This window comes from Brevundimonas sp. (assembly GCF_035626535.1).
GTDB lineage: Bacteria > Pseudomonadota > Alphaproteobacteria > Caulobacterales > Caulobacteraceae > Brevundimonas.
Map to the genome: position 1 here is coordinate 1 of NZ_DASPNO010000061.1, position 24,099 is coordinate 24,099.

The window sequence follows — 24,099 nt, forward strand, 5'->3', positions numbered from 1 at the left end:
GAGATCGCCGGCGAAAACGCCGACTTCGCTGAGTTACTGCGCTATGTGCATGAGCTGCCGCTGGAGCGCATCCGCTACACGACCTCGCACCCGCGCGAGTTCACGCAACGGCTGATCGACGCCCATGCCGAACTCGGCAAGCTCGCGCCGCACGTGCATCTTCCGGTGCAGTCCGGCTCCGACCGCGTGCTCGCGGCGATGAAGCGCGGCTATACCTCGCTCGAATACCGCTCGATCGTGCGGCGGCTGCGCGCGGCGCGGCCCGGAATCAGCGTGTCTTCGGATTTCATCGTCGGCTTCCCCGGCGAGACCGACGCCGATTTCGAGCAGACGATGGATCTGGTGCGGCGGGTGAACTACGCCTCGGCCTTCAGCTTCATGTATTCGCCGCGCCCCGGCACGCCGGCGGCGACGATGGCGGGGCAGGTTCCGGACGCCGTCAGCCGTGAGCGGCTGCATGTGCTGCAGGCCCTGCTGACGGAACAGCAGGTCGCCTTCAACGAAGCGCAGGCGGGGCGGACCCTGCCGGTGCTGTTCGAGCGCAAGGGCCGGCACGGGGCGCAGGCCATCGGCCGCTCGCCGTATCTGCAGTCGGTCCACGTCGACGACGCGGATCATCTGATCGGCCGGATCGTTCCGGTGACGATCGAGCACGGCCAGCAGAACAGCCTGACAGGACGACTGATGAACGAGAACGCCACGCCCCCGAAGCAGCGAGACGCCGCGCGCCGAGCGACAGGGGCAGCACAGAGTGGCGCGTGAGAGTGAGTTCCTGGCGCTGGACGACGCCGCCCTGCGCGCCGTCGTGGGCCCCCACAGCCGCCACGTCGCCCTGATCGAGGACGCCTTCAAGGTGCTGGTCGAGGCCCCCGGCGGGGGGGTGACCATCAACGGCTCGACGCGCGACCGGGCGCAGGCCAGGCGGGTCATCCAGACGCTGGCCGAACGGGCCGACACGGGGGCGACGATCACCGAGGCGGATGTGCGCACGGCGCTGGGCGCGGCGGCGACGCAGCCACGCGAAGGGCAGGGGACGGTGGCGCCGAACGCCATAGCCCTGCCGGTCGGGCGGCGCGGGGCCATCGCGCCCAAGACGGCGGCCCAGGCCAACTATCTGGACATGCTGTCGCGCTGCGAGCTGACCTTCGGGGTCGGGCCGGCGGGCACCGGCAAGACGTTTCTGGCGGCGGCCTACGGCGCCTCCCTGCTGCGGCGCGGGCAGGTCGACCGGCTGGTCATCACCCGGCCGGCGGTCGAGGCGGGCGAGAAGCTGGGCTTCCTGCCCGGCGACCTGAACGAGAAGGTCGATCCCTATCTGGCCCCGATCTGGGAGGCGCTGAACGATATCCTCGGCCCCGACGACGTGCGCCGGCGGCGCGACAAGGGCGAGATCGAGGCGGCGCCGATCGCCTTCATGCGCGGCCGCACGCTGGCGCACGCCTTCATCATCGTCGACGAGGCCCAGAACACCTCGCGGCTGCAGATGAAGATGGTGCTGACCCGGCTCGGCGAGGGCGCGCGCATGGTGGTGACCGGCGACCCGTCGCAGATCGACCTGCTCAATCCGCGCGACTCGGGCCTGCGTCACGCGCTGCGCATCCTCAAGGACGTCAAGGGCGTGGCCATCCAGACCTTCCAGGCCCAGGACGTGGTCCGCCACGCCATGGTCGAGCGCATCGTCCGCGCCTATGACGCCGACGCCGCGGCGCACCGGCCCACCGCCGATCTGGAAGACCCCGACGCATGATCGAGGTCGAGGTCGAGGACGCGGCCTGGACCGCCGCCCTGCCGGACGCCGCGGCGGTGGCGGAGCGGGCGGCGTCGGCGGCGCTGGGGACGGTCGGGGGCGACGTCGTCGTCCTGCTGACCGACGACGCGGCGGTTCAGGACCTCAACGCGCGCTTCCGGGGCCGGGACCGGCCGACCAATGTGCTGTCGTTTCCGGCGGCCGGGAGCGCGGCGCCGCACCTCGGCGATCTGGTGCTGGCCTATGGCGTCTGCGCTGCCGAGGCGGAGGCGCAGGGCAAGACGCTGGCCGATCATCTGTCGCACCTGACCGTGCATGGCGTGCTGCACCTGCTGGGCCGCGACCACGGGGACGAGACGGAGGCCGAGGAGATGGAGGCCGAGGAGCGCACCATCCTTGCCAGCCTGGGCGTCGCCGACCCATACAGGGCCGATGCTCAAGCTTGACCCCGCCTCCCGCCGCGACCGCCTGATCCTGCGTTTCGGCCGCATAGCCCTGGCGCTGCTCGCCGGCGCGGGCGCGGCCCTGGCGCACCCGCCGTTCGGCCTGCTGCCCGGTCTGCTGGGCTATCCCCTGCTGATGCTGCTGGCCGAGCGGTCAATGACGGGGCGCGGCGCCTTCTGGATGGGCTGGCTGGCCGGCTTCGCCTATTTCTTCATCAGCTGCTGGTGGGTGGCCGAGGCCTTCCTCGTCAATCCGGCGCAGGCGTGGATGGCGCCGTTCGCGGCCTCGCTGCTGCCAATCGGCCTGGGCCTGTTCTGGGGGACGGCGACGGCGCTGTACCGCCGCTTCAATCCGGGCGGCGTGGGCCGGGTGCTCGTGTTCGCCGCGCTGTTCTGCCTGCTCGAATGGCTGCGGGGCCATGTGCTGACGGGCTTCCCGTGGAATCCTGCGGGGGCCAGCTGGAAGGCCGGATCGGCCGGGTCGCAATTCGCGTCAGTGGTCGGCGTCTACGGCCTTGGACTGGTGACGGTGGCGGCAGTTTCGGCCTTCGGACCGCTGGCCGGGCCGGGATCGCGCCGGGCCCGGATCGGAGCCGCCGCCCTGGGCGCTCTCGCGCTGGCGGCGCTGGTCATCGGCGGAACCCTGCGGCTGGCCGGGTCGCAGCTGAGCCTGACCGACACCGTGGTGCGCATCGTCCAGGCCGATGTGGCGCAGGAGTCGAAATGGACGCCCGAAGCCTATCGCGGCATCGTCGACCGCTATGTGAACCTGACCGGCCGCCCCGGCGCGGTGGTCCCGGACGTGATCATCTGGCCGGAAGGGGCGCTGCCCGCCTCGGCCAATCAGGTGTTCGCCCCCGGGTCACCCGACGCCGCCGCCATCGCCCGGGCGGTGCGGCCGGGCCAGAGTCTGATCCTCGGCCTCGGCCGCGGCGTCGCCGATCCCGCCGCACCCGACGGGGCGCGCTATTTCAACAGCCTGCTGGCCCTGACGGACGAAGGCGGCGACGGGCTGAGGATCACCGCCGCCTACGACAAATACCGGCTGGTGCCGTTCGGCGAATACCTGCCGGCCGGCGACCTGCTCGGGTCGCTCGGGGTGCGCAGCCTGACCCATATGCCGCTGGATTTCAGCCCCGGCCCGCGGCCCGCACCGATCTCCATCCCCGGCCTGCCGCGGGTACAGCCGCTGATCTGCTACGAGAGCCTCTACCCCGGCTTCACCCCGGGCGGGGCGGACCGGCCGCGCTGGATCGTCAACATCTCCAACGACGCCTGGTTCGGGCGCACTTCGGGGCCGTTGCAGCATCTCAACCTGGCCAGCTACCGCGCCATCGAGACCGGCCTGCCGGTGGTCCGTTCGACACCGACCGGGGTTTCGGCGATGATCGATCCGTGGGGACGGGTGGTCGGCGACCAGCGGCTGGAGCCGGGCGAGAGCGGCGTCATCGACGCCCGCCTGCCCGCCCCGGCGGCGGTGACCGTGTACGGCCGGTTCGGCGACCTGCTGTTCGGCCTCGGCCTGCTTCTGGCCCTCTTCCCGGCGGTCGCTCCGGCCCTCGCGCAACGCCGACTCATCGTCCGTTCCCGGCGCTGATTTCCACGCCTTCCAAGCGAATTCTCGTCGGCGGAGAGGGGCTTAAGCGGTTTACGCAACCCCCGGCTGCGGCGGAGGGTGGAACGCGGCGTTTTTCCGTGACAGCGGGCCCAAGCAGGCGCATTCAAGCCGGGCGTCACCCATCAGAGGGCATAACGAACAATGGCCAGAGGTAAGGGCGAGGATGGACCTCATCCGGTGGATCGGCATGTCGGCCGGCGCGTCTGCGAAAAGCGACTGGCGCTCGGCTATAACCAGAGCGATCTCGGTCGGGCGCTGGGACTGACCTTCCAGCAGATCCAGAAATACGAGAAGGGCGCGAACCGGATTTCCGCCTCCAAGCTCTGGGACATCGCGCGGTTCTTCAAGGTCGACATCGGATATTTCTTCGAGGGACTGAGCGGCGCCCAGACGGCCGGCATGGCCGAGGGCGGCGCGGCCTTCGACCACGACTTTCCAGCGACCCGCTACACCATCGAGATCAGCCGCCTGGCACCGCAGCTTTCGACCCGGCAGCAGAAGCTGGCGCTGGAGCTGGTCCGCGACATGGCCGATCGCAAGGAGACGGACGAGGCCTGAGCCTCATCCGCCGTCCGCCCCCGATGCCCGCGCGCGCCGCGTTCCGAAGGTCGGCGCGGCCGCCCTCTGTTCGGCCCAGTAGGCGGCGCCGTCGCGCGGCTTGAACATGGTCTTGGCCACGCCGTCGCCCGATACCACGGCGAAGGTGTTGGTCGAGGCGTGATAGAGCAGCACATCGCCATTGGGTCGCTCGGCCCGCTCCGTGCCGGACGGCGGCCGGCTCGTGAAGCTCCGCACCTTGGCCAGATAATCCTCGGCCGAGGCGGCGCCGAAGTCGGCCCCGTTGCGCTCGAACAGCCGCGCCACCTTGGCGTCCACCGTCTCGCGCCGGTTGGCGGTGAGCGCTGGCTTCGCCGTTTCGGGCGCGGCCTCCGCCGCCTGGGCGGACGACCCCGCCGCCGAGGTCAGAACGGCCTCCGCGCCCTCGGCCGCCCGATCCCGCGTCTCGACCGCCGAGCCGCCGTTGCCGCAGCCGGCCAGCGCGAGCAGCGCCAGCGCCGCCGTGGCCGTCCAGCCCGTCCTAATGTCCCTGCCGATCATCACACCCTCCATGGTTCGAACCCGCGCGGAGTCCATAACGATGTTATTTTGTTCTTGCAATGTTCTTGTTTGGGGCCGCGTCCCTCGACGCCGGGGAGCGGGATCGCTAGATGATCGCCATGACCCCAGCCGCGCTTTCCGGACGGAAGATACTGCTGATCGTCGGCGGCGGCATCGCCGCCTACAAGGCGCTGGAGCTGGTGCGGCTGCTGACGAAGGCCGGCGCCGAGGTGCGGGCGTTGCTGACTGACGCCGGGGCGGAGTTCGTCACGCCGATGTCGCTGGCCGCCCTGACCGGCCAGCCGGTGCGCCAGGCCCTGTTCATGCCCGAGGACGAGACGGCCATGGGCCATATCGAGCTGTCGCGCTGGGCCGACCTGGTGGTCGTGGCGCCGGCGACGGCCGGGCTGATCGCGAAGGCGGCCAATGGCCTCGCCGACGATCTCGCCTCAACGACGCTGCTGGCCACCGACAAGCGGGTGCTGCTGGCTCCGGCGATGAATGTGCGGATGTGGCTGCACCCGGCGGTGCAGGCCAATGTCGAGCGGCTGAAGGGCTTCGACGGCTTCCACGGCGCGGCCGTGGTCGGCCCGGACGAGGGCGAGATGGCCTGCGGCGAGTTCGGGCCCGGCCGGATGGCGGAGCCGGCGGCCATTCTCCAGGCTATCGAGGGCCTGCTGGCGGGGCCCGACGGGCGGCCGCTGGCTGGACGCAGGGCGGTGGTGACGGCGGGTCCGACCTTCGAGCCGATCGATCCGGTGCGCGGCCTGACCAACCGCTCCAGCGGCAAGCAGGGCTACGCCATCGCCGAGGCGCTGGCGCAACTGGGCGCGGAGGTGACGCTGGTCTCCGGCCCCGTCGCGCTGGCCGCACCGATCGGTGTTGAGCGGGTCTGGGTCGAGACCGCGCGGGAAATGCAGGCGGCGGTCCAGTCATCCATGCCAGCCGACATCGCCGTGATGAGCGCGGCCGTGGCCGACTGGCGCGTCGACGGCGTCGCCTCGGGCAAGATCAAGAAGGCTCCCGGCGGCCCTCCGTCGCTGGCCCTGATCGAGAACCCGGACATCCTCGCGGGCGTGTCGGCGCCCGGAAAGACCCGGCCCAGGCTGGTCATCGGCTTCGCCGCCGAAACGGCCGACCTCGAGGGCAACGCCCGGGCCAAGCTGTCACGCAAGGGCTGCGACTGGATCGTCGGCAACGACGTCTCGGACGACGTGTTCGGGGCGGACAGCAACGCCGTGACCCTGTTCACGAAGAACGGGGCCGCAGAGAGCTGGCCTCGCCAGTCGAAGGGCGAGGTGGCGCGCAAATTGGTGGCCCGGATCGCCGAACATTTTGAGTCTTGAGGATCCTGACGACATGACCACCCTGCGCGTGGAACGCCTGCCGCACGCCGAAGGCCTGCCCCTGCCGGCCTATGAGACCTCGGGCTCGGCCGGGATGGACCTGCGGGCGGCGGTGGCCGAGGACGCGCCGGTCACCTTGGCGCCGGGGGCGCGGGCGCTGGTTCCGACCGGGCTGAAGATCGCTCTGGAGCCCGGCTTCGAGGCCCAGGTGCGGCCGCGTTCGGGCCTGGCGCTGAAGCACGGCCTGACCTGCCTGAACTCGCCGGGCACGATCGACAGCGACTATCGCGGCGAGGTCGGGGTGATCCTGATCAACCACGGGCAGGAGCCGTTCGTCATCAAGCGCGGCGAACGCATCGCCCAGATGGTCATCGCCCGGCACGAACAGGCGGTTCCGGTCGAGGTCGAAACCTTGGACGAGACGACCCGCGGCGCCGGCGGATTCGGCTCGACCGGCCGCTGAGCGGAGCCATTTCCGCGGACCGGCGTTAACCCTGTCCACGGCCAAGCTGGCCGCAGCAGACGGAGGTCGGCGTATGGAGTCCCTGTTCGATTGGATCGGCGCCGTTCCGGGCGCGGTGTTCGGCCTGGCCCAGGGCGGGTTCGACGGCGTCAACCAGGTCATGGGCCTGCTCATCGCGGTCATCGCGGCCCTGCTGATGCCGGCCTGGAACCGGCTGTGGGCGACATCGCTCGGCGCGGCGCTGGTGCATATCGCCATCGGCGTCATCCGTCCGATGCTGGACGGCGGCGCCTTCGTCCTGCCGGACCTGCTGAGCCTGACCTTCTGGATGGGGGTGTTCGCCCTGTTCCTGGGCTACGCCATCGTCATCGCCGTGTTCTTCCTGATCAAGTCGCTGTTCACCGGCGGTCTCGGCCACCGCCGCCATGCGCACTGAAGACCGAAGGTCTTCAGTCGGTCTTTAGTGGGCCGCGGTCGTCGGCCCTTCGGGATTTTCCCGACCCTGAGCCAGTCCTCGGGTCGACTGAAAGTCGGACCCGGGGGCGGCCTGGTCTCTTGCGGGCGTGAATTCCGCCAGGCGTCACGCCTGTCTGAACCCCAGCACGTCCTGCATGTCGTAGAGCCCCGGCTTTCGGCCGCGGACCCAGGCGGCGGCGGCGACGGCGCCCTTTGCGAACAGGGAGCGGTCGACGGCCGAGTGACTCAGGGTCAGGGTCTCGTCGTCCGAGGCGAACAGGACCGTGTGCTCGCCGATGATCCCGCCGGCGCGCAGCGAGGCGAAGCCGATGCGGCCGCTTTCGCGGGCGCCGGTGATCCCGTCGTACGGCGCGCTGCGCACGTCGGCGAGATCCTCGCCCCGGCCGTTGGCGGCGGCCTCGCCCAGCATCAGGGCGGTGCCGGAGGGGGCGTCGGCCTTGCGGCGGTGGTGAGCCTCCAGCACCTCGATGTCCCAGTCGCGCGCGTCCAGCCGCTGGGCGGCGTGTTCGACCAGGCCGATCAGGATGTTGACGCCCAGAGAAAAATTGCCGCTGCGGACGATGGCCACGGTCTCCGCGGCCCTGAGGATCTCGGCGTCCTGCTCCGGCGTCAGGCCGGTCGAGCCGATGACGAGGGCGGGGCCGCCGCGGGCGGCGCAGGCGCGGGCCATTTCGACTGAGTGGTCCGGCGTGGAGAAGTCGATGATCACGTCGCACAGCGAGAGATCCGGGCTTTCGCCGCGGTCGAAGCGGGCGGCGACGACGACGTCTTCGCGGGCGTCCAGCACCGACGAGACGGCCCGGCCCATGCGGCCGCGGGCTCCGGAGATGCCGACGTGGAAGATGGCGCTCAAATCAGACCCCTGAACATGTCGGCGGCACAGTGAAGGGTTTCGTGCGCGCCGTCATCCTCGGGCGGGCGAGAGGGGCTACTGCGCCGTTTCCTTCGCGTCGCCGAGAATGTCGGCCCAGAAGCGCTTGGCCTTGCCGGCGAAGGACGAGTTGCGCGGCGTCTGGGTGTCGCCCAGCGAGGCGGCCAGCTCCTCCAGCAGCTCCTTCTGGCGAGGGGTCAGGTCGGTCGGGGTCTCGACGAACAGCTCGACCACCAGATCGCCGCGCTGGCGGCCGTTCAGGTGCGGCATGCCCTTGCCCTTGATGCGGACCGTCTTGCCGGTCTGGGAGCCGGCCGGGACCGTTACCGGGGCCTTGCAGCGGCCGTCGCAGGCCTCGGACACCAGGCAGGGGGCGTCGATCTCGCCGCCCAACGCCGCCGTGGTCATGGGCACGGGCACGGTGACCAGCAGGTCGAGGTTGTCGCGCTCGAACAGTTCGTGCGGCGTGACCGAGATGAAGACGTAGAGATCGCCGCGCGGGCCGCCGCGCTGACCGGCGTCGCCCTCGCCCGACAGGCGGATGCGCGAGCCGTCGTCGACGCCGGCGGGGACCTTGAGCTGGAGTTTGCGGTTCTTCCGCACCTGGCCGTGGCCGTGGCAGGTGGTGCAGGGCTCGGCGATCATCTGGCCGTGGCCGCCGCAGCGCGGGCAGGTCCGCTCGACCTGGAAGAAGCCGTTGGCGGAGCGCACGCGGCCCGCGCCCTGGCAGGTGGTGCAGGTGGTCGGCTTGGTGCCTGGCTTGGCGCCCGAGCCCTCGCAGGTGTCGCAGGTGGCGGTGGTGGGCACGCCGATCTCGACCTCGGCGCCCTTGTAGGCCTGCTCGAGGGTGATCTCGAGGTCGTAGCGCAGGTCGGAGCCGCGGCGCGGGCCGTGCTGGCGGGCGCCTCCACCCTGACGGCCGCCGAAGACGTCCCCGAAGGCGTCGCCGAAGACCTGGGAGAAGATGTCGTTGACGTCGGCGAAGCCGGCGCCGCCCTGGCCGAAGGGATTGCCGCCGCCGTTGACGCCGGCGTGGCCGAAGCGGTCGTAGGCGGCGCGCTTCTGGTCGTCCGAAAGGACGCTGTAGGCCTCGGAGATTTCCTTGAAGCGGGCCATGGAGTCCTCGCAACCGCCGTTGCGGTCGGGGTGGTGCTGCATGGCCAGCTTGCGGTAGGCGGATTTCAGGCCGGCGGCGTCGATGGTCCGCTCGACGCCGAGGATTTCGTAATAGTCACGCGTCGCCATCTGGCGTTCGTCCTCTTACCCTGCCGTTCCCGCCGCCGCCTCTATGGGCCGCTGACCGGAAAGGCTGACCGGGCTGACATGGGCGCCCGGCCGACTGATGCAAGTTTCATGAAACGGCCCCGCCCGTCGGGAGACAAGCGGGGCCGTAGCGATTACGCCGAGCCTGTGGCTTACGCGCTCTTCTTCTCGTCGCCGGCGTCGGCGCCAGCGTCGGCGTCGGGGGAGACTTCCTCGAACTCCGCGTCGACCACGCCGTCGTCAGCGGGAGCCCCGGCGGCGGCGCCCTCACCCTGATCCTGCGAGGCGGCATACATGGCCTCGCCCAGCTTCATCGACGCCTGGGCGAGGGTGTTGGTCTTCTCGCGGATGGCGTCGGCGTCCGTGCCGTCCTTGGCCGCCTTGAGGTCGTCGAGCGCGGTCTGGATGGCGGTCTTTTCGGTCTCGCCGACCTTGTCGCCGTGGTCCGCGAGGGCCTTTTCGGTCGAGTGGATCAGGCTGTCGGCCGAATTCTGGGCCTCGACCAGGTCCTTGCGGGCCTTGTCCGCCGCGGCGTTGGCCTCGGCTTCCTTGACCATCTTCTCGATGTCCTCGTCCGACAGGCCGCCATTGGCCTGGATGCGGATCGACTGCTCCTTGTTGGTCGCCTTGTCCTTGGCTGTGACGTGCACGATGCCGTTGGCGTCGATGTCGAAGGCGACCTCGATCTGGGGCATGCCGCGCGGGGCCGGCGGAATGCCCATCAGGTCGAACTGGCCGAGAATCTTGTTGTCGGCCGCCATCGGGCGCTCGCCCTGGAAGACCCGGATGGTCACGGCCGACTGGTTGTCGTCGGCGGTCGAGAAGGTCTGGCTCTTCTTGGTCGGGATGGTGGTGTTGCGCTCGATCAGCGGGGTGAACACGCCGCCGAGGGTCTCGATGCCGAGCGTCAGCGGAGTCACGTCGAGCAGCAGCACGTCCTTGACGTCGCCCTGCAGCACGCCGGCCTGAACCGCAGCGCCCAGCGCCACGACCTCGTCCGGGTTGACGCCCTTGTGCGGCTCCTTGCCGAAGAAGGCCTTCACGGCCTCCTGCACCTTGGGCATGCGGGTCATGCCGCCGACCAGCACCACCTCGTCGATGTCCGAGGCCTTGAGGCCGGCGTCCTTGAGGGCCTTCTGGCACGGTTCGATAGTGCGCTGGACGAGGTCCTCGACGAGGGCCTCCAGCTTGGCGCGCGACAGCTTGATGTTGAGGTGCAGCGGGCCCGAGGCGTTCATGGTGATGAACGGCAGATTGACCTCGTACTGGGTGGTCGAGGACAGCTCCTTCTTGGCCTTCTCGGCCTCTTCCTTGAGGCGCTGCAGGGCCAGCTTGTCCTGACGCAGGTCGACGCCCTGCTCCTTCTTGAACTCGTCGGCCAGGTAATCGACCAGGCGCAGGTCGAAGTCCTCGCCGCCGAGGAAGGTGTCGCCGTTGGTCGACTTCACCTCGAACACGCCGTCGCCGATCTCGAGGATCGAGACGTCGAAGGTGCCGCCGCCGAGGTCGTAGACGGCGATCTTCTGGCCGTCGTTCTTGTCGAGGCCGTAGGCCAGGGCGGCCGCGGTCGGCTCGTTGATGATGCGCAGCACCTCGAGGCCGGCGATCTTGCCGGCGTCCTTGGTGGCCTGACGCTGGGCGTCGTTGAAATAGGCCGGGACGGTGATGACGGCCTGGGTCACGGTCTCGCCCAGGTAGGCCTCCGCGGCCTCCTTCATCTTGCCGAGGGTGTAGGCCGAGACCTGCTGGGGCGAATAATCCTTGCCGTGGGCTTTCACCCAGGCGTCGCCGGTCGGGCCCTTGACGATCTCATAGGGCACCATGCCCTTGTCCTTGGCCACCACAGGATCGGAGAAGTTTCGGCCGATCAGGCGCTTGATGGCAAAGAAGGTGTTGGTCGGGTTGGTCACGGCCTGACGCTTGGCGGGCTGGCCGACCAACACCTCGCCGTTGTCCTGGATGGCGACGACCGACGGGGTCGTGCGGTTACCTTCCGCATTCTCGATGACCTTGGGGTTCTTGCCGTCCATGACGGCCACGCACGAGTTGGTGGTGCCCAGGTCGATGCCGATGATCTTGGCCATGTGTTGGTCTTTCACTCCATTTCAGCGGGCGGTGCGGCGGCCTTTCAAGCGAAGCGCCGCGCGTGACCGCCCCCGGTATCAGGGTCTTGGTCGATTGTACGGTTCCGGCGCAAAGCCCCACGTCGTGCGGGGTTTTCCGGCGGGTTGTCGCCGATATGGGAAACACCCCCCGCCCCGCAAGGCCTGATCGCGATTCAGCGTCAGTCTCCGTCAGGTGTGTCACGAAGCGCGCAACGGCATATAATGGGGTTAACGAACCGCCCGCCGCGGCGGTCGGGAGGAGAGGTCATGTTCGCCCGGAGACTGTTCACCGCCGCCGTGATCGCCGCCTCGCTGGGCGTGGCGGGCCTGGCCGGCGCCGCGCCGACGCCGGAAGGCCAGTCCGGCGACGGCCAGAACCGCCGCGTCCGTATCCACAACCAGACCGGCGTGGCGCTGCAGAAGCTGCAGGCCGCCGATGTCCGCACCGGAACCTTCGGCCCGGACCTGCTGGGCGGAACCCCGGTGGCGACGGGCGCCAGCGTGCCGGTGACCATCGACGACGGCGCGGGCGGCTGCCTCTACGACCTGCGGGCCGAACTGGCCGGCGGCCAGACGCTGCTGCGCGAGAACATCAACGTCTGCCGCATCGCGGATTATTATCTGACGCGGTGACGGCGCCAGTCGCCATCTCCAGCCGCCTTGTCATCCCGGACGCCGCGAAGCAGTGATCCGGGACGACGACCGCTCTGTGAGACCCCCCGGAAATCGCCCTCGAGATTGTCCGGGAGACAGGTGGCGACCAATGCGCCGTCCGACCCTTCTCCCGGACAGCTGCCGGCGCATCTTCCGGGAGGATTGATGCAGACGGGCGGAGCGCCCCGGATCGCCCGCGGCGCCCGGGATGACAAGGCTTTCATCACTCCCCCGTGACTCGACCCCCGGCCTGACAAGCGCCACTGTCCCGCTTTCCTGTGATGGAGGCTCCCGAATGCCAGACCTCGTCCGTCCCGAAGGCCCAGAGGCCGACGATTTCCGCTTCAGCCGCCGCGCCCTCGCCACGGGCGGTCTGGGAGGCCTGCTCTTCGCCGGCTATGCGCCCGCGGCGCTGGCGGCGCAGGCGGCGCCGATCACGACCGACGATGAAAACCTGACCATCGAGACCACGACCACCCCGGCCCCGGACGGCTTCGACCTGCCGATCTACGTGGCCCGCCCGACCGGCGACGGTCCCTTTCCGGTGGTCATCGTCGTGTCCGAGATCTTCGGCGTCCACGAGTACATCCGCGACGTCTGCCGACGGCTGGCCAAGGCGGGATACGCCGCCATCGCGCCGGCTTTCTTCGTACGGGTCGCCGACCCGGCCGGGGCCGAGATGGCGCGGGTGCAGGAGATCGTCGCCGCCGCCGGCTACGAGCAGGTCATGGGCGATATCGCCGCCAGCCTCGACTGGGCCAGTCAACAGCTCTGGGCCAATGCCGACAAGGTCGGGATCACCGGCTGGTGCTGGGGCGGCAAGGTGGTGTGGCAGGCCGCCGCCCGTTTCGCGGCCATCGACGCGGGCGTCGCCTGGTACGGCCGTCTGGCCCCGCCCGCCAACGCCACGCCGGAGCAGATCGCCGCCGGTGCGCCATGGCCGGTCGATATCGCCGACGACCTCAAGGCGCCGGTCCTGGGGCTCTACGGCGAGGCGGATCGTGGCATTCCGCTGCCGAGCGTCGAGGCCATGCGCAGCGCCCTGCAGCGGGCGGGCCAGACCGAGAGCCTGATCGAGGTCTATCCGGCCGCGCCGCACGGCTTCCACGCCGACTACCGCGACAGCTACCGCGCCGCCGACGCGGCCGACGGCTGGTCGAAACTGCTGGCGCTGTTCGAGCGGCGGCTGAAAGCCTAGGCCTTGCCGTCGAAATTGCCGCCATCGGCCTCCATCGCCTTCGAGTAGGCGGCGTTGCCGGCCGCGGCGCCGGACCCCTTGGCGGCGACCACCACCATGGCCGGGCGCACGGTGCGGCCGAACAGGGCGTAGCCGGCCTGCAGCGTCTGGATCACCTGACCGCCCTGAACCGTGTCGGACGGCTGCTCCATCATGGCCTGATGCAGGTGCGGGTCGAAGGGCTCGCCCGCCTCGGGAGCGACGCGTCTGAGATTGTTGGCTTCGAAGGCCTGCAGCAGCGACTTCTGGGTCAGCTCCAGACCGGTGACCAGACCGGCCTCGCCGGCGTCGGCGTTCTTCGGCGCCGCCTGGAGCGCCCGCTCGAGGTTGTCGGCCACGCCCAGCAGGTCGCGGGCGAATTTCTGGATGGCGTAGGCGCGGGCGTCGTTGTTCTGGGCCTCGGCGCGCTTCTTCGTGTTCTCGGCCTCGGCCACCGCGCGCAGGGCGCGGTCCTTCCACTGGTCGCGTTCGGCGATCAGGGCGTCGATCGGCCCGAGGCCGTCGTCCGGCTCGCCCTCGAAGCCTTCCGTCTCGCCGATGTCGGCCGCCAGTTCCTCGGAGGTCGGGGTGTCGTCGTGAATGTCGCTCAAGTCTCTTGTCCGTCCAGAATCCGGCCCAGCACCCGCGCGGTGTAGTCCACCAACGGGATGACGCGGGCGTAGTTCAGTCTCGCGGGGCCGATGACGCCGATGGCGCCCAGAACCCGCTGCCGGCCCGTCATATAGGGCGCCGCGATCACGGCGGAACCCGAAAGCGAAAACAGACGCGTTTCCGCGCCGATAAAGATGCGCACGCCCTGGGCCGTGGAGACGCCGTCGAGCAGGCCGATCAGCTGCTCCTTCTGCTCCAGATCGTCGAACAGGACGCGCACCCGCTCCAGATCCTCGACCGTCTCGCGGTCGTGCAGCAGGTTGGCTCGGCCGCGCACGATCAGGGCCCGCTCGCGCTCGGCCCCCCCCGACCAGGCGGCCAGCCCGTCCTCGACCAGCCGGGCGGCGGCGGCGTCCAGCTCGCGGCGGGCGGCATCCAGTTCGGTGCGCATCTCGGTGCGCGCCTCGTGCAGCGGGCGGCCCTTGAGCCGGGCGTTGAGGAAGTTCGACGCCTCCGTCAACGTAGAGGGCGTCACCCCCGCCTTGAGCGGCATCAGCCGGTTCTCGACCGTGCCGTCGTCGGCGACCAGGACGGCCAGCGCCTGGTCGTGGCCCAGCGCCACGAACTCGACGTGCTTGACCCCGGCCTCGCGCACCGGGCTGGCCACGATGCTGGCCCCGCCGGCGAGGCCCGAGAGCAGGGACGAGGCCTCGTTCAGCGCCTCGTCGAAACTGCGGCCGCTGCCGGCCAGCCGGGCGTCGATTTCGCGCCGCTCCTCGGCCCCGACGTCGCCGATCTCGAGCAGGCCGTCGACGAACAGGCGCAGGCCGGCGTGGGTCGGGATGCGTCCGGCCGAGGTGTGCGGCGAGCCCAGCAGGCCGGCCAGCGTCAGGTCCTGCATGGTGTTGCGAATCGAGGCCGGCGACAGGGCCACGCCGGTCAGCGACAGGGTTCGGGATCCGACCGGCTCCCCGGTCTGCAGATAGGTCTCGACGATGCGGCGGAAGATGTCGCGGGCCCGCTCGTCAAGGGCGGGCAGGCCGACGGTGGGTCCGCCGAACGGGGCGCCGGTGAAGGTGGTCATGGGCGCGTTTCCCAGCGTTCCCGCTCCAGCCGGTGGACGAGGCAGTCGTCCGCATCGAACAAGCGCCGCCCGACCGGCTCGAAGCCGAGCCGCCGGTAAAAGCGGTGGGCGTCAGTGTTCGAAGCCAGCGGGTCGATGACGATGGCGGTGACCGCCGGGTCCGAGAAGCAGTCGTCGAGGGCGAGGGTCATCATCTGTGTGCCGTAGCCGCGGTTCAGCGCATCCGCCGGGCCGATCCAGATGTCGATCGCGCGCAGGTTCGGCTCGATGTCGCCCCAGTAGTGGGTCGGCTCCAGATGAGGGTCGCAGATCTGCATCACGCCGATGGGCCGGCCCTTCACCTCGGCGATGCGGTAGAAGCCGACCTCCGACTGGTCTGCCAACTCCTCGCGCCATTCGATGCCGCCGAAGGCGATGTCGGCGTCGGGATCGTCGGTCGAGCAGGCGATGACGTGGGGCTCGCGGTCCCAGCTCGCCAGCAGGTCGGCGTCTTCCACCGTCGCCGGGCGCAGGCGGAGGTCGGACGATCCTGACAGGGGGGAATACAGGCTCACGGTTTCAGGATAAGCAGCGCCGCGACCGCTTCCAAGGATTTCCGCCATGACGACCGCCCGCCCCTCCGACCGCGCTCCCGAACAGCTCCGCGCCGTGACGCTGGAGACCGGCGTCAACCGCTACGCCGAGGGGTCGTGCCTGGTGACGTTCGGCCATACGAAGGTGCTGGTCACCGCCTCGGTAGAGGAGAATGTGCCCGGCTGGATGCGCGGCAAGGGCCAGGGCTGGGTGACGGCGGAATACGGCATGCTGCCCCGCGCGACCCATACCCGGGGCCGGCGCGAGGCCGCCTCGGGCAAACAGACCGGCCGGACGCAGGAGATTCAACGATTGATCGGCCGCTCGCTGCGGGCCGTGGTCGACCTGAAAGCGCTGGGCGAGCGCCAGGTGGTGCTGGACTGCGACGTGGTCCAGGCCGACGCCGGCACCCGCACGGCGGCGATCACCGGCGCCTGGGTGGCCATGGCTTCGGCCTTCGACTACCTGCGCGCCGAGGGGGTGTTGAAGGCGGATCCGATCCTCGACCAGGTGGCGGCCGTCAGCTGCGGCGTCTGCGCCGACCAGCCGGTGCTGGACCTCGACTACGAGGAGGATTCCACGGCCGAGGCCGACTCCAACTTCGTCCTGACCGGTTCGGGGACCATCGTCGAGATCCAGGCCACCGGCGAAAAGCGCGGCTTCACCCGCGCCGAGTTCGACCGCCTGTTCCAGCTGGCCGAGGGCGGTTGCGCGGAGCTGTTCGCGATGCAGCGGGCGGCGCTGGGGCGGTAGGGTCTAGCCCTCCTCCCCGTCCGGCAGGCCCATCATGTGGAAGCCGGCGTCGACGTGGATGATCTCGCCGGTGGTCGACAGGCCGAGGTCGGAGCACAGCCACAGGGCGCAGCCGGCGACGCCCTCCATCGTGGTGTCCTCCTTCATCGCCGACATGGCGCGGCCCTGGGCGATCATGCCGCGGCCGCCCGAGATGCCGGCCAGCGACAGGGTGCGCATGGCCCCGGCCGAGATGGCGTTGCAGCGGATGCCCTTCGGGCCGAGGTCGCGGGCGATGTAGCGGGTCGCCGCCTCCAGCGCCGCCTTGGCGACGCCCATGGTGTTGTAGTTGGGGATGGCCCGCTCGGAGCCGAGATAGGTCATGGTCACCAGCGAGCCGCCGTCGGGCATCAGCTTCGAGGCCCGCCTGGCCACGTCGACGAAGCTGAAGGCCGAGATGTTCATGGCCAGCAGGAAGCTGTCGCGGCTGGTGTTGTCGACGAAGCTGCCCTTGAGCTCGTCCTTGTTGGCGAAGGCGACGGAGTGGACGACGAAGTCGATCGTGGCGAACTCGCGCTCCAGCTCGGCGAAGGCGGCGTCCATCGAGGCGTCGTCGGTGACGTCGGCCTGGATCAGCAGCCTGGCCCCGACGCTCTCGGCCAGCGGACGCACCCGGCGCTCCAGCCCCTCGCCGAGGTAGGTGAAGGCCAGCTCCGCGCCCTGCGCCGCCAGTTGGGAGGCGATGCCCCAGGCGATGGAGTTGCTGTTCGCGACCCCCATGATCAGGCCCTTCTTGCCCTTCATCAGGGTCCCGGTGGGCATGTTCCAGCCTTCGGCGCTCGCCATGGTCAGTCTCCGTGTTTCGAGCCGGGAGGGTTAGCAGGGGCCGGGGCGGCGGGGAAGCTCTGGCGCCGTCGGGCCAGCCGCTCGAGCAGGGGCGCGGCGGTGACGCCGTGGACGAGGATCGAGACGAGGATGATGAAGCCGACCACGGCCCACAGCCGCTCGCTGTCGCCAAAGTCGCCGTGGTTGAGACCGTAGGCCACATAGTAGACCGAGCCGACGCCGCGGATGCCCAGGAAGGCGAGCAGCAGCCGCTCGCGCATCGGCTGGCGGGCGCCGAGCAGGGCGATCAGGCCCGCCGCCGGCCGGACCACGAACACCACCGCGAGGCCGATCAGGGCGTCGGTCCAGGTCAGGGCCGACAGCAGTCCGTTGGCCAGCGCCCCGCCGAACAGCACCAGCAGCAGCATCATCAGCAGCCGTTCGATCTGATCGGAGAAGTCGTGCATCTCCTGATGGAAGTCATGGTCCCGCTCGCCGGCGCGGATGGTCAGGGCGCAGATGAAGACGGCGAGGAAGCCGTAGCCATGGGCCAGCTCCGTCGCGGTGTAGGCGATCAGCGTCGCGGCCAGGGCCACCAGTCCGTCCCCGAACCGCATCCCGCCCGCCCGGGCGTTGTGAAACAGCAGGAGGGCGAAGCCCCGTCCGACGACGAAGCCCACCCCGGCGCCGGCCAGCAGTTTCCAGACCACCTTGACGGCGACCCAGTCCGTCATCGCCCCGGCGGAGGCCAGACTTCCGGCCGCCGCCAGTATAGCCAGGTGTACGAACGGGAAGGCGAGGGCGTCGTTCAGGCCGGCCTCCGAGGTCAGGCCGAAGCGGACCTCGTCCTCCTCGCCCGACCCCGGCGGCCCGACCTGGACGTCCGCGGCGAGCACCGGGTCGGTCGGGGCCATGGCCGCGCCGAACAGCAGGGCCATGGCGAGGCTGAATCCCAGGCCGGCGACGCCCAGCCAGGCCACGGCCGCAATGGTCAGGGGCATGGCGATGGCCAGCAGCCGCCACGTCGAGGACCAGCGCCGCCAGCCGATCGGCCGGTCCAGCTTCAGCCCCGCCCCCATCAGGGCGATGATGACCACCAGCTCGGTCAGCCGCTCGGTCACCGTATCCCAGGTGCGCGGATCGGGATCGAAGGCGAGCAGGCCGGTGCTGAACACCAGCACGCCCAGCGCCACGCAGATGATGGCCAGCGTCAGCGGCAGCCGCTTCAGCCCGATCGGGGCCCATGAGACCAGCAGGACCACGGCGCCGAGGCCGAACAGGAAGAGGATGTAGGGGTCGGGGGTCAGGCCGGGCTCCGGCGTCAGGTTCGGTGGGCTGTCGCTTTGGCGGGAAGCGGGGCAGTCTGCAACAACGCTGTTGGGAGTCCTTCGGATGCGCGGCCTGAGTCTTCTGCTCGCCCTGCTGCTCTGCGGACTCGCGAATCCCGCCGTGTCGCAAAGACCTGATACACGCCTCAGGGTGGCCGTTGTGGTGGTGACCCTCGATGAAGTGCGTCAGGTCCAGGCCCGGCATGGTCGTTCAACGCTCGCGTCGCTCGGCGACAGGGCGCGCAGCCGTTTCGAGTTCGCAGAGCCGGCGCTCGAGGCCGGACTGTTCGTCGCCTGCGAGGACGACCGACCCGACCGCGCGCTGGACTACTGCGTCCGGTACTATCTGACCCGCGCTCCGATGCCGGCCGATGCGCCTCCGACCATCGTGGTGGCTTTCGATGACCAGACGCCCGCGGCTCGCGACCGACGTCGGCCCGGCGCGATGCGCATCGTCTGCTACGGGCGCGGCGTCGTGCCCGCCGATCCGGCGGCCCAGGACACCTGGCTATGGCCTGACTCTGCGCGACTGCACGGCGTCAGGGAATGGGATCGCGATCGGGACGCGCTCGCCGCCTGCATCAACGCGGCCGCGTCGGAGCCGTGGACGGGCCTGAGGCAGCCCGACCTCGACTGACCTCAGACCTTTGACAGGATCAGCGTTCCGTTCGTCCCGCCGAAGCCGAACGAGTTGGACATGACGTGGGTCAGTTCCCCGTCGTGGCGCTCGCGCAGGATCGGCATGCCCTCGAACTCGGGGTCGAGGTTTTCGATGTGGGCGCTCTCGGCGGCGAAACCGTGCTTCATCATCAGCAGACAGTAGATGGCCTCCTGCACCCCGGCGGCGCCGAGCGAGTGACCGGTCAGGGACTTGGTCGAGGAGATCATCGGCAGGTCGTCGCCGAAGACGTTGCGGACGGCGCCCATCTCCTTGGAGTCGCCGACCGGTGTCGAAGTGCCGTGCGGGTTGAGGTAGTCGATGCGCGGATGGCCGGCCATCTCCAGCGCGATGCGCATGCAGCGCTCGGCGCCCTCGCCGGAGGGGGCGACCATGTCGTAGCCGTCCGAGTTGGCGCCGTAGCCGGTGACCTCGGCGTAGATGGTCGCGCCGCGCGCTTTCGCCCGCTCGTATTCCTCGAGCACCACGATGCCCGCGCCGCCGGCGATGACGAAGCCGTCGCGGTCCTTGTCGTAGGCGCGGCTGGCCTTCGACGGATTGTCGTTGAAGTTCGAGGACATGGCGCCCATGGCGTCGAACATGTTCGACATAGACCAGTCGATGTCCTCGCAGCCGCCGGCGAAAATCACATCCTGCTTGCCCCAGGCGATCTGCTCGGCGGCCGCGCCGATGCAGTGGGCGCTGGTCGCGCAGGCCGAACTGATCGAATAGTTGATCCCCTTGAGCTCGAACCAGGTGGCCAGCACCGCCGACGGGCCGGACGCCATGGCCTTGGGTACGGCGAACGGGCCGATGCGCTTGGGCGAGCCCTTCTCGATGGTGGTTTCGGCGGCCTGCAGGATGACCTGGGTCGAGGGACCGCCCTCGCCGACGATCACGCCGATGCGGTCGGACCTGATCTCGTCGGGCGCGAGCCCCGAGTCCTTCAGCGCCTCCTCGAAGGCGATGTGGCCCCAGGCCGTGCCGTTCGCGAGGAAGCGGGCGGCGCGGCGGTCGACGTGCGGGGCCCAGTCCTCGGCCGTATGGCCCAGCGCGGGCGGGGCCCAGACCTGCGAACGGAAGCCGTGCGCGGCGTGGTCGGCGGCGTGCTGCACGCCCGACCTGGCCTCGCGCAGGGAGGCGGCGACCTCGTCCTGGCCCGTGCCGATGGATGAGACGATACCCAGTCCGGTGACGACGACACGCCGCATGGTGTGGTTTCCTTCTTGAACTCAGACGCCGCGTTGCCCGCGGTCTCTAAACGGGTTTAGCCGCCGACGGGTTCTGTCGCGCCGAACAGGCCCACCCGCATGTCGGTGGCCGTATAGATGGGGACGCCGTCCGCTTCGAGAACTCCGTCGGCGATACCCATGACCAGACGGCGGTTGATGACGCGCTTGAGGTCGATCTTGTAGACCACCTTCTTGATGTCCGGCGTCACCTGGCCGGTGAATTTGACTTCGCCGACGCCCAGAGCGCGGCCGCGGCCCGGGCCGCCGATCCAGCCCAGGTAGAAGCCGACCAGCTGCCACATGGCGTCGAGGCCGAGGCAGCCCGGCATCACCGGATCGCCGATGAAGTGGCACTGGAAGAACCAGAGGTCGGGATGGATATCCAGCTCGGCCTCGACATAGCCCTTGCCGTGCGCGCCGCCGTCCGCGTCGATCCGGGTGATGCGGTCGAACATCAGCATCGGCGGGGCGGGCAGTTTGGCGTTGCCCTCGCCGAACAGCTCGCCCCGGCCGGAAGCCAGCAGCGCCTCATAGTCGAACGAGGAGGGACGGTCGGGTTGGGTCACGGGCGCTCGCATCTCAGGGGGCCGGCGGCGCGGACGCCGCTCATGGCCGGTGTGGCCGCCGGGTTACACGAGCAGGGGAGCGGGCTCAACCACTCCCGTCAGCGCCGGCCGGTTCCCGCCGGGCGGGCGGCGTTGCACAGCGGCCGGTCCTGGGCCCCGAACACGGCGGACTGGCGCACCCAGCCGCGCAGCCGTCCGGCGCGAATGCGGCACCAGCCGTCCTCGCACTCGTCCATGGCCACCACCGATCGCGGCGACAGCCGGGCGCGGACCGGCGAGGATTCCGACCGGCCCGAATGGATCGGGATCTCCTCGTGCGAGGCGTTGAAGACGCTGCGACGACTCGACACCACGCTTCGGTGGACCCAGGCTACGGCGCCTTCGGGATCGCAGATCTTCCGCCACTCGGTGGTCTCGGCGATGACCTGCACCGGCAGGCCGGAGACGCGGTATTCCCACAGGATGCGGTGGTCGAGGCCGGGGCCGAAGCGGGCGTGCACTTCGGACGACTTCAGCGACAGCCAGCGCGGCACAGGTTGCCCGCTGGGGGTGGGACGGCCGTCGGGCATGGTCTGGGCCGCCCCGGCCAGAACCGCCGCGCAGACGGCGGCGGCCGTGACGACCAGCCTTTGGAAGCGGGGACGAGCTTTGCTAGACACGCGAAGGTCCGTGAAATCGAAGGCTTCGAATGTCCGCGCCCAGGCTTAAGGTCGTGTTAACCAGACGGCTGCCGGACGCGGTCGAGACGCGCATGCGCGAGCTGTTCGACGCCGAACTGAACCTGACCGACACGCCGATGGACCGGAACGCGCTGGAGGGGGCGGCGAAGCGCGCCGACGTGCTGGTCCCGACCATCACCGACTGCATAGATGGGCCGCTGATCGCGGCGGCGGGCGAGCAACTGAAGCTGATCGCCAATTTCGGCGCCGGGGTGAATCACATCGACGTCGAGGCGGCGGTCGGGCGCGGGCTGATCGTCACCAACACCCCCGGCGTGCTGACCGAGGATACGGCCGACCTGACCATGGCCCTGATCCTCGCCGTCAGCCGGCGCATCGTCGAGGGCGCGCAGGTCATGGCCGAGGGCCGCTTCGAGGGCTGGACCCCGACCTGGATGACCGGACGCAAGCTGTGGGGCAAGCGGCTCGGCATCGTCGGCATGGGCCGCATCGGCCAGGCGCTGGCCCGGCGGGCGAAGGCCTTCGGGATGCAGGTCCACTATCACAACCGCAAGCCGGTCCCGGAGATGATCGCCGAGGAGCTGGGCGCGACATACTGGGACGATCTGGACCAGATGCTGGCCCGGATGGACATCATCTCGCTGAACTGCCCCGCGACCCGCGAGACGCATCATCTGCTGTCGGCCGAACGGCTGGCGAAGCTTCAGCCGCACGTTCTGCTGGTCAACACCGCCCGCGGCGAGCTGATCGACGAGGCGGCGCTGGCCGAGGCCGTGGACCGCCGCGCCATCGCCGGGGTCGGACTGGACGTCTACGAGCACGAGCCGGCGGTCCATCCCGGCCTGCCCGGCCACGCCAACGTCGTGCTGCTGCCGCACCTCGGCTCGGCGACGCTCGAGGCCCGCCAGGACATGGGCGACCGCGTCATCGCCAACATCCTCACCTTCCAGAACGGCCACCGGCCGCCGGATCGGGTCATCCCGGCGATGCTCTGATCGAGCTTGACCGCCTGTTCAACGACGGGTTGAGTGGCGGCGGGGTTGTAGTCGGGGGCGTAGGGTCATGGCGGGATTTTCGGACGCGGCGCGGGCCGCGGTGTCGCGGCGCGGTCTGCTCGGTGGAGCGGCGGCGTTGGCGGGGATCACCCTCTTGCCGCCGGGCCTCGCCCGGGCCCAGACCGCGGCCTATCCGCTGAGCGAGTTCTTCAAGCCGACCCTGAGCAGCGGCGCGGCGCTGTCGCCGTCCGGAAGCCGGATCGCCGTGGCGCAGAATCTCGGCACGGACGAAGACCCGCGAAGCGCCGTCGACTTCCTCAACGCCGCTGACCCCGAGGGCCAGCGAAGCCGGATCGATCTGGGCCCGGTGACGGTCAGTTCGATCGCCTGGGCCAACGACGACCGCCTGCTAGTGAGCGTGGTCCTGAAGGACGAAGTGGGGCCCCGATCGATTGCGGGGTCCAACCGGAAGACGGAGGCCATTGAGTACTTCATGCGCCGCGTCGTCTCGGTGAACGCGAGAACGGGCGACGTGGTCGTGCTGTTCAGCGATGAGCGCACCCGCATGCGCAACACTTTCGACATGGGCCGCATCGTCGACATGCTGCCCACCGATCCCGACCATGTCCTGATGGCGGCCTGGGACGCCGACGGGGTCATGGCCCTGCACCGGGTCAATGTGAACACGGGGCGGGCGACCCGGATCGAACGCGGTGGGTCGGGCACCTACCACTGGCGCACCGTCGACGGCGTTCCGGTCCTGCGTCACGACATGAACAGCCGCGGCACGGTCGAGACCATCATGGTCCGGGCGCCGGGCGAGACCGAGTGGAAGATGGCGCGCCGCACCCGGGTGCGCGAGGCCCCGGATTTTCTCTGGGTCGGCGCCGGCGAGACCCCCGGCAAGGTGCTGGTCATCGCCCGTCTCGACGACGAGGACGTCCAGAGCGTCCGCGAAATGGACCTGACGACGACGGCGCTCGGTCCGCCGCTGAACGCCCGTCCGGGCCGGGACGTGGTCTACGGCCTGCCGGATTCCGCGGGCAATTATCTGGGCGCCGCCTACTACGGCGACCGGCTGGAGTATGAGTTCGTCGATCCCGCGCTGGCGGTCCACCACCGGGCCCTCGACCGCTTTTTCGACGGGACGTGCAACGTGCACTTCACCGACGTCGACCAGGCGCGGAACCGGTTCATCGCCTATGTGAACGGACCGGAGGAGCCGGGCGCCTGGTTCTTCTACGACAAGGCGGCGCGGGCGATCGTCAATGTGGGTCAGGCGCGGGAACTCGATCCGGCGCGGCTGGGCTCCAGCGAGGTGCTCAAGGTGATGACCCGCGACGGCGCGACCATCGAGGCCTATCTGACCGCGCCTCCGGGCGGAGCTCCGGGGCCGCTGGTGGTGCTGCCACACGGCGGGCCCGAGGTGCGCGACACGCCGAGCTGGGACCGGCAGGTGCAGGTGTTGGCGGCGCAGGGCTGGTGGGTGCTGCGGCCGAATTTCCGCGGCTCG

The 24,099-nt window shown here is 70.0% G+C and carries 26 protein-coding genes; 14 read left to right on the forward strand and 12 right to left on the reverse strand.

All coding sequences use genetic code 11. The annotated features are described in order from the left end of the window. From VEC04_RS09630 to VEC04_RS09650, 5 genes are all read left to right on the forward strand, one after another. Positions 1-762: MiaB/RimO family radical SAM methylthiotransferase (locus tag VEC04_RS09630; RefSeq protein ID WP_324776233.1), on the forward strand; the 762-nt coding region annotated here is incomplete at its 5' end. After that, positions 752-1,747: a PhoH family protein gene (locus VEC04_RS09635; protein WP_324776235.1), complete on the forward strand. Its 996-nt coding sequence runs from the start codon at positions 752-754 to the stop codon at positions 1,745-1,747. The genes VEC04_RS09630 and VEC04_RS09635, both read left to right, overlap by 11 nt. After that, complete coding sequence (gene ybeY, locus VEC04_RS09640) at positions 1,744-2,193, forward strand: rRNA maturation RNase YbeY (protein ID WP_324776237.1); 450 nt, start codon at positions 1,744-1,746, stop codon at positions 2,191-2,193. The genes VEC04_RS09635 and ybeY overlap by 4 nt, the downstream gene beginning before the upstream one ends. Continuing rightward, complete coding sequence (gene lnt / locus VEC04_RS09645) at positions 2,180-3,787, forward strand: apolipoprotein N-acyltransferase (protein ID WP_324776239.1); 1,608 nt, start codon at positions 2,180-2,182, stop codon at positions 3,785-3,787. Before ybeY ends, lnt begins: the two co-directional genes overlap by 14 nt. Before the next feature lie 162 nt (positions 3,788-3,949). Further along, positions 3,950-4,366: a helix-turn-helix domain-containing protein gene (locus tag VEC04_RS09650; protein ID WP_324776241.1), complete on the forward strand. Its 417-nt coding sequence runs from the start codon at positions 3,950-3,952 to the stop codon at positions 4,364-4,366. A 3-nt stretch (positions 4,367-4,369) separates the two neighbouring features. On the opposite strand, the gene VEC04_RS09655 is transcribed toward VEC04_RS09650, so the two are convergent. Beyond that, complete coding sequence (locus tag VEC04_RS09655) at positions 4,370-4,906, reverse strand: S-type pyocin family protein (protein ID WP_324776243.1); 537 nt, start codon at positions 4,904-4,906, stop codon at positions 4,370-4,372. A 119-nt stretch (positions 4,907-5,025) separates the two neighbouring features. On the opposite strand from VEC04_RS09655, the gene coaBC reads away from it, so the two are divergent. The 3 genes from coaBC to VEC04_RS09670 all read left to right on the forward strand — a co-directional run bounded on the left by coaBC (position 5,026) and on the right by VEC04_RS09670 (position 7,151). Beyond that, positions 5,026-6,252: a bifunctional phosphopantothenoylcysteine decarboxylase/phosphopantothenate--cysteine ligase CoaBC gene (gene coaBC, locus VEC04_RS09660; RefSeq protein ID WP_324776245.1), complete on the forward strand. Its 1,227-nt coding sequence runs from the start codon at positions 5,026-5,028 to the stop codon at positions 6,250-6,252. Positions 6,253-6,265: 13 nt separating this feature from the next. Next, a complete protein-coding gene (gene dut / locus VEC04_RS09665; protein WP_324776247.1) occupies positions 6,266-6,715 on the forward strand; it encodes a dUTP diphosphatase in 450 nt (149 codons plus the stop codon). Between the two features lie 73 nt (positions 6,716-6,788). Beyond that, positions 6,789-7,151, forward strand: a complete 363-nt coding sequence (locus tag VEC04_RS09670) for a hypothetical protein (RefSeq protein WP_324776249.1) — start codon at positions 6,789-6,791, stop codon at positions 7,149-7,151. Between the two features lie 144 nt (positions 7,152-7,295). On the opposite strand, the gene dapB is transcribed toward VEC04_RS09670, so the two are convergent. The 3 genes from dapB to dnaK form a co-directional block, all read right to left on the reverse strand. Next, the gene (gene dapB, locus VEC04_RS09675) at positions 7,296-8,045 is read right to left on the reverse strand and encodes a 4-hydroxy-tetrahydrodipicolinate reductase (RefSeq protein ID WP_324776251.1); all 750 of its coding nucleotides are present in this window, start codon (positions 8,043-8,045) and stop codon (positions 7,296-7,298) included. A gap of 75 nt (positions 8,046-8,120) precedes the next feature. Beyond that, entirely contained in the window at positions 8,121-9,308 is a 1,188-nt protein-coding gene (gene dnaJ, locus VEC04_RS09680; protein WP_324776253.1) for a molecular chaperone DnaJ, read from the reverse strand. 170 nt (positions 9,309-9,478) lie between these two features. After that, a complete protein-coding gene (gene dnaK, locus VEC04_RS09685; RefSeq protein WP_324776255.1) occupies positions 9,479-11,410 on the reverse strand; it encodes a molecular chaperone DnaK in 1,932 nt (643 codons plus the stop codon). A gap of 288 nt (positions 11,411-11,698) precedes the next feature. Here dnaK and VEC04_RS09690 point away from each other — a divergent pair, with 288 nt between their 5' ends. Together VEC04_RS09690 and VEC04_RS09695 are read left to right on the forward strand one after the other, a co-directional pair. After that, entirely contained in the window at positions 11,699-12,064 is a 366-nt protein-coding gene (locus VEC04_RS09690) for a hypothetical protein (protein ID WP_324776257.1), read from the forward strand. 316 nt (positions 12,065-12,380) lie between these two features. Continuing rightward, positions 12,381-13,283 carry a dienelactone hydrolase family protein gene (locus VEC04_RS09695; protein ID WP_324776259.1) on the forward strand — a complete coding sequence of 301 codons (903 nt, stop codon included), beginning with the start codon at positions 12,381-12,383 and terminating at the stop codon, positions 13,281-13,283. Here the strand turns inward: VEC04_RS09695 and grpE are convergent. From grpE to VEC04_RS09710, 3 genes are read right to left on the reverse strand one after another with little or no spacing between them, the layout of a single operon-like run. Beyond that, on the reverse strand, positions 13,280-13,873 hold the full coding sequence (gene grpE, locus VEC04_RS09700; RefSeq protein WP_414642666.1) for a nucleotide exchange factor GrpE: 594 nt from the start codon (positions 13,871-13,873) through the stop codon (positions 13,280-13,282). The genes VEC04_RS09695 and grpE overlap by 4 nt on opposite strands. Before the next feature lie 35 nt (positions 13,874-13,908). Further along, complete coding sequence (gene hrcA / locus VEC04_RS09705; protein ID WP_324776263.1) at positions 13,909-14,997, reverse strand: heat-inducible transcriptional repressor HrcA; 1,089 nt, start codon at positions 14,995-14,997, stop codon at positions 13,909-13,911. Then, positions 14,994-15,551 (reverse strand): GNAT family N-acetyltransferase, encoded by a 558-nt coding sequence (locus VEC04_RS09710; protein WP_324776265.1) that lies wholly within the window; start codon positions 15,549-15,551, stop codon positions 14,994-14,996. The genes hrcA and VEC04_RS09710 overlap by 4 nt, the downstream gene beginning before the upstream one ends. A gap of 46 nt (positions 15,552-15,597) precedes the next feature. On the opposite strand from VEC04_RS09710, the gene rph reads away from it, so the two are divergent. Beyond that, entirely contained in the window at positions 15,598-16,323 is a 726-nt protein-coding gene (rph, locus tag VEC04_RS09715) for a ribonuclease PH (RefSeq protein ID WP_324776267.1), read from the forward strand. 3 nt (positions 16,324-16,326) lie between these two features. Here rph and VEC04_RS09720 read toward each other — a convergent pair whose 3' ends face one another. After that, entirely contained in the window at positions 16,327-17,124 is a 798-nt protein-coding gene (locus tag VEC04_RS09720; RefSeq protein WP_324776283.1) for an enoyl-ACP reductase, read from the reverse strand. A 26-nt stretch (positions 17,125-17,150) separates the two neighbouring features. Beyond that, the gene (locus VEC04_RS09725; protein WP_324776269.1) at positions 17,151-18,389 is read right to left on the reverse strand and encodes a cation:proton antiporter; all 1,239 of its coding nucleotides are present in this window, start codon (positions 18,387-18,389) and stop codon (positions 17,151-17,153) included. Positions 18,390-18,519: 130 nt separating this feature from the next. Here VEC04_RS09725 and VEC04_RS09730 point away from each other — a divergent pair, with 130 nt between their 5' ends. Further along, positions 18,520-19,092 (forward strand): hypothetical protein, encoded by a 573-nt coding sequence (locus VEC04_RS09730; protein WP_324776271.1) that lies wholly within the window; start codon positions 18,520-18,522, stop codon positions 19,090-19,092. 2 nt (positions 19,093-19,094) lie between these two features. On the opposite strand, the gene fabB is transcribed toward VEC04_RS09730, so the two are convergent. From fabB to VEC04_RS09745, 3 genes are all read right to left on the reverse strand, one after another. Further along, a complete protein-coding gene (gene fabB / locus VEC04_RS09735; RefSeq protein ID WP_324776273.1) occupies positions 19,095-20,324 on the reverse strand; it encodes a beta-ketoacyl-ACP synthase I in 1,230 nt (409 codons plus the stop codon). A 56-nt stretch (positions 20,325-20,380) separates the two neighbouring features. After that, positions 20,381-20,911, reverse strand: coding sequence for a 3-hydroxyacyl-[acyl-carrier-protein] dehydratase FabA (gene fabA, locus VEC04_RS09740; RefSeq protein ID WP_324776275.1), 531 nt, complete (start codon positions 20,909-20,911; stop codon positions 20,381-20,383). 98 nt (positions 20,912-21,009) lie between these two features. Then, positions 21,010-21,570 (reverse strand): SH3 domain-containing protein, encoded by a 561-nt coding sequence (locus VEC04_RS09745; RefSeq protein WP_324776277.1) that lies wholly within the window; start codon positions 21,568-21,570, stop codon positions 21,010-21,012. 29 nt (positions 21,571-21,599) lie between these two features. On the opposite strand from VEC04_RS09745, the gene VEC04_RS09750 reads away from it, so the two are divergent. Then, entirely contained in the window at positions 21,600-22,586 is a 987-nt protein-coding gene (locus VEC04_RS09750) for a D-glycerate dehydrogenase (RefSeq protein WP_324776279.1), read from the forward strand. A gap of 67 nt (positions 22,587-22,653) precedes the next feature. After that, positions 22,654-24,099: S9 family peptidase (locus tag VEC04_RS09755; protein WP_324776281.1), on the forward strand; the 1,446-nt coding region annotated here is incomplete at its 3' end.

What these genes read in the sequence shown, in the direction of transcription:
- dnaJ (WP_324776253.1), bottom strand. Translation starts at nt 9,308, where the DNA reads ATGGCGACGCGTGACTATTACGAAATCCTCGGCGTCGAGCGGACCATC.
- VEC04_RS09655 (WP_324776243.1), bottom strand. Translation starts at nt 4,906, where the DNA reads ATGATCGGCAGGGACATTAGGACGGGCTGGACGGCCACGGCGGCGCTG.
- VEC04_RS09690 (WP_324776257.1), top strand. Translation starts at nt 11,699, where the DNA reads ATGTTCGCCCGGAGACTGTTCACCGCCGCCGTGATCGCCGCCTCGCTG.
- lnt (WP_324776239.1), top strand. Translation starts at nt 2,180, where the DNA reads ATGCTCAAGCTTGACCCCGCCTCCCGCCGCGACCGCCTGATCCTGCGT.
- dnaK (WP_324776255.1), bottom strand. Translation starts at nt 11,410, where the DNA reads ATGGCCAAGATCATCGGCATCGACCTGGGCACCACCAACTCGTGCGTG.
- fabB (WP_324776273.1), bottom strand. Translation starts at nt 20,324, where the DNA reads ATGCGGCGTGTCGTCGTCACCGGACTGGGTATCGTCTCATCCATCGGC.
- VEC04_RS09750 (WP_324776279.1), top strand. Translation starts at nt 21,600, where the DNA reads ATGTCCGCGCCCAGGCTTAAGGTCGTGTTAACCAGACGGCTGCCGGAC.
- dut (WP_324776247.1), top strand. Translation starts at nt 6,266, where the DNA reads ATGACCACCCTGCGCGTGGAACGCCTGCCGCACGCCGAAGGCCTGCCC.
- coaBC (WP_324776245.1), top strand. Translation starts at nt 5,026, where the DNA reads ATGACCCCAGCCGCGCTTTCCGGACGGAAGATACTGCTGATCGTCGGC.
- ybeY (WP_324776237.1), top strand. Translation starts at nt 1,744, where the DNA reads ATGATCGAGGTCGAGGTCGAGGACGCGGCCTGGACCGCCGCCCTGCCG.
- VEC04_RS09720 (WP_324776283.1), bottom strand. Translation starts at nt 17,124, where the DNA reads ATGCCCACCGGGACCCTGATGAAGGGCAAGAAGGGCCTGATCATGGGG.
- VEC04_RS09695 (WP_324776259.1), top strand. Translation starts at nt 12,381, where the DNA reads ATGCCAGACCTCGTCCGTCCCGAAGGCCCAGAGGCCGACGATTTCCGC.
- hrcA (WP_324776263.1), bottom strand. Translation starts at nt 14,997, where the DNA reads ATGACCACCTTCACCGGCGCCCCGTTCGGCGGACCCACCGTCGGCCTG.
- rph (WP_324776267.1), top strand. Translation starts at nt 15,598, where the DNA reads ATGACGACCGCCCGCCCCTCCGACCGCGCTCCCGAACAGCTCCGCGCC.
- VEC04_RS09730 (WP_324776271.1), top strand. Translation starts at nt 18,520, where the DNA reads ATGCGCGGCCTGAGTCTTCTGCTCGCCCTGCTGCTCTGCGGACTCGCG.
- VEC04_RS09650 (WP_324776241.1), top strand. Translation starts at nt 3,950, where the DNA reads ATGGCCAGAGGTAAGGGCGAGGATGGACCTCATCCGGTGGATCGGCAT.
- VEC04_RS09670 (WP_324776249.1), top strand. Translation starts at nt 6,789, where the DNA reads ATGGAGTCCCTGTTCGATTGGATCGGCGCCGTTCCGGGCGCGGTGTTC.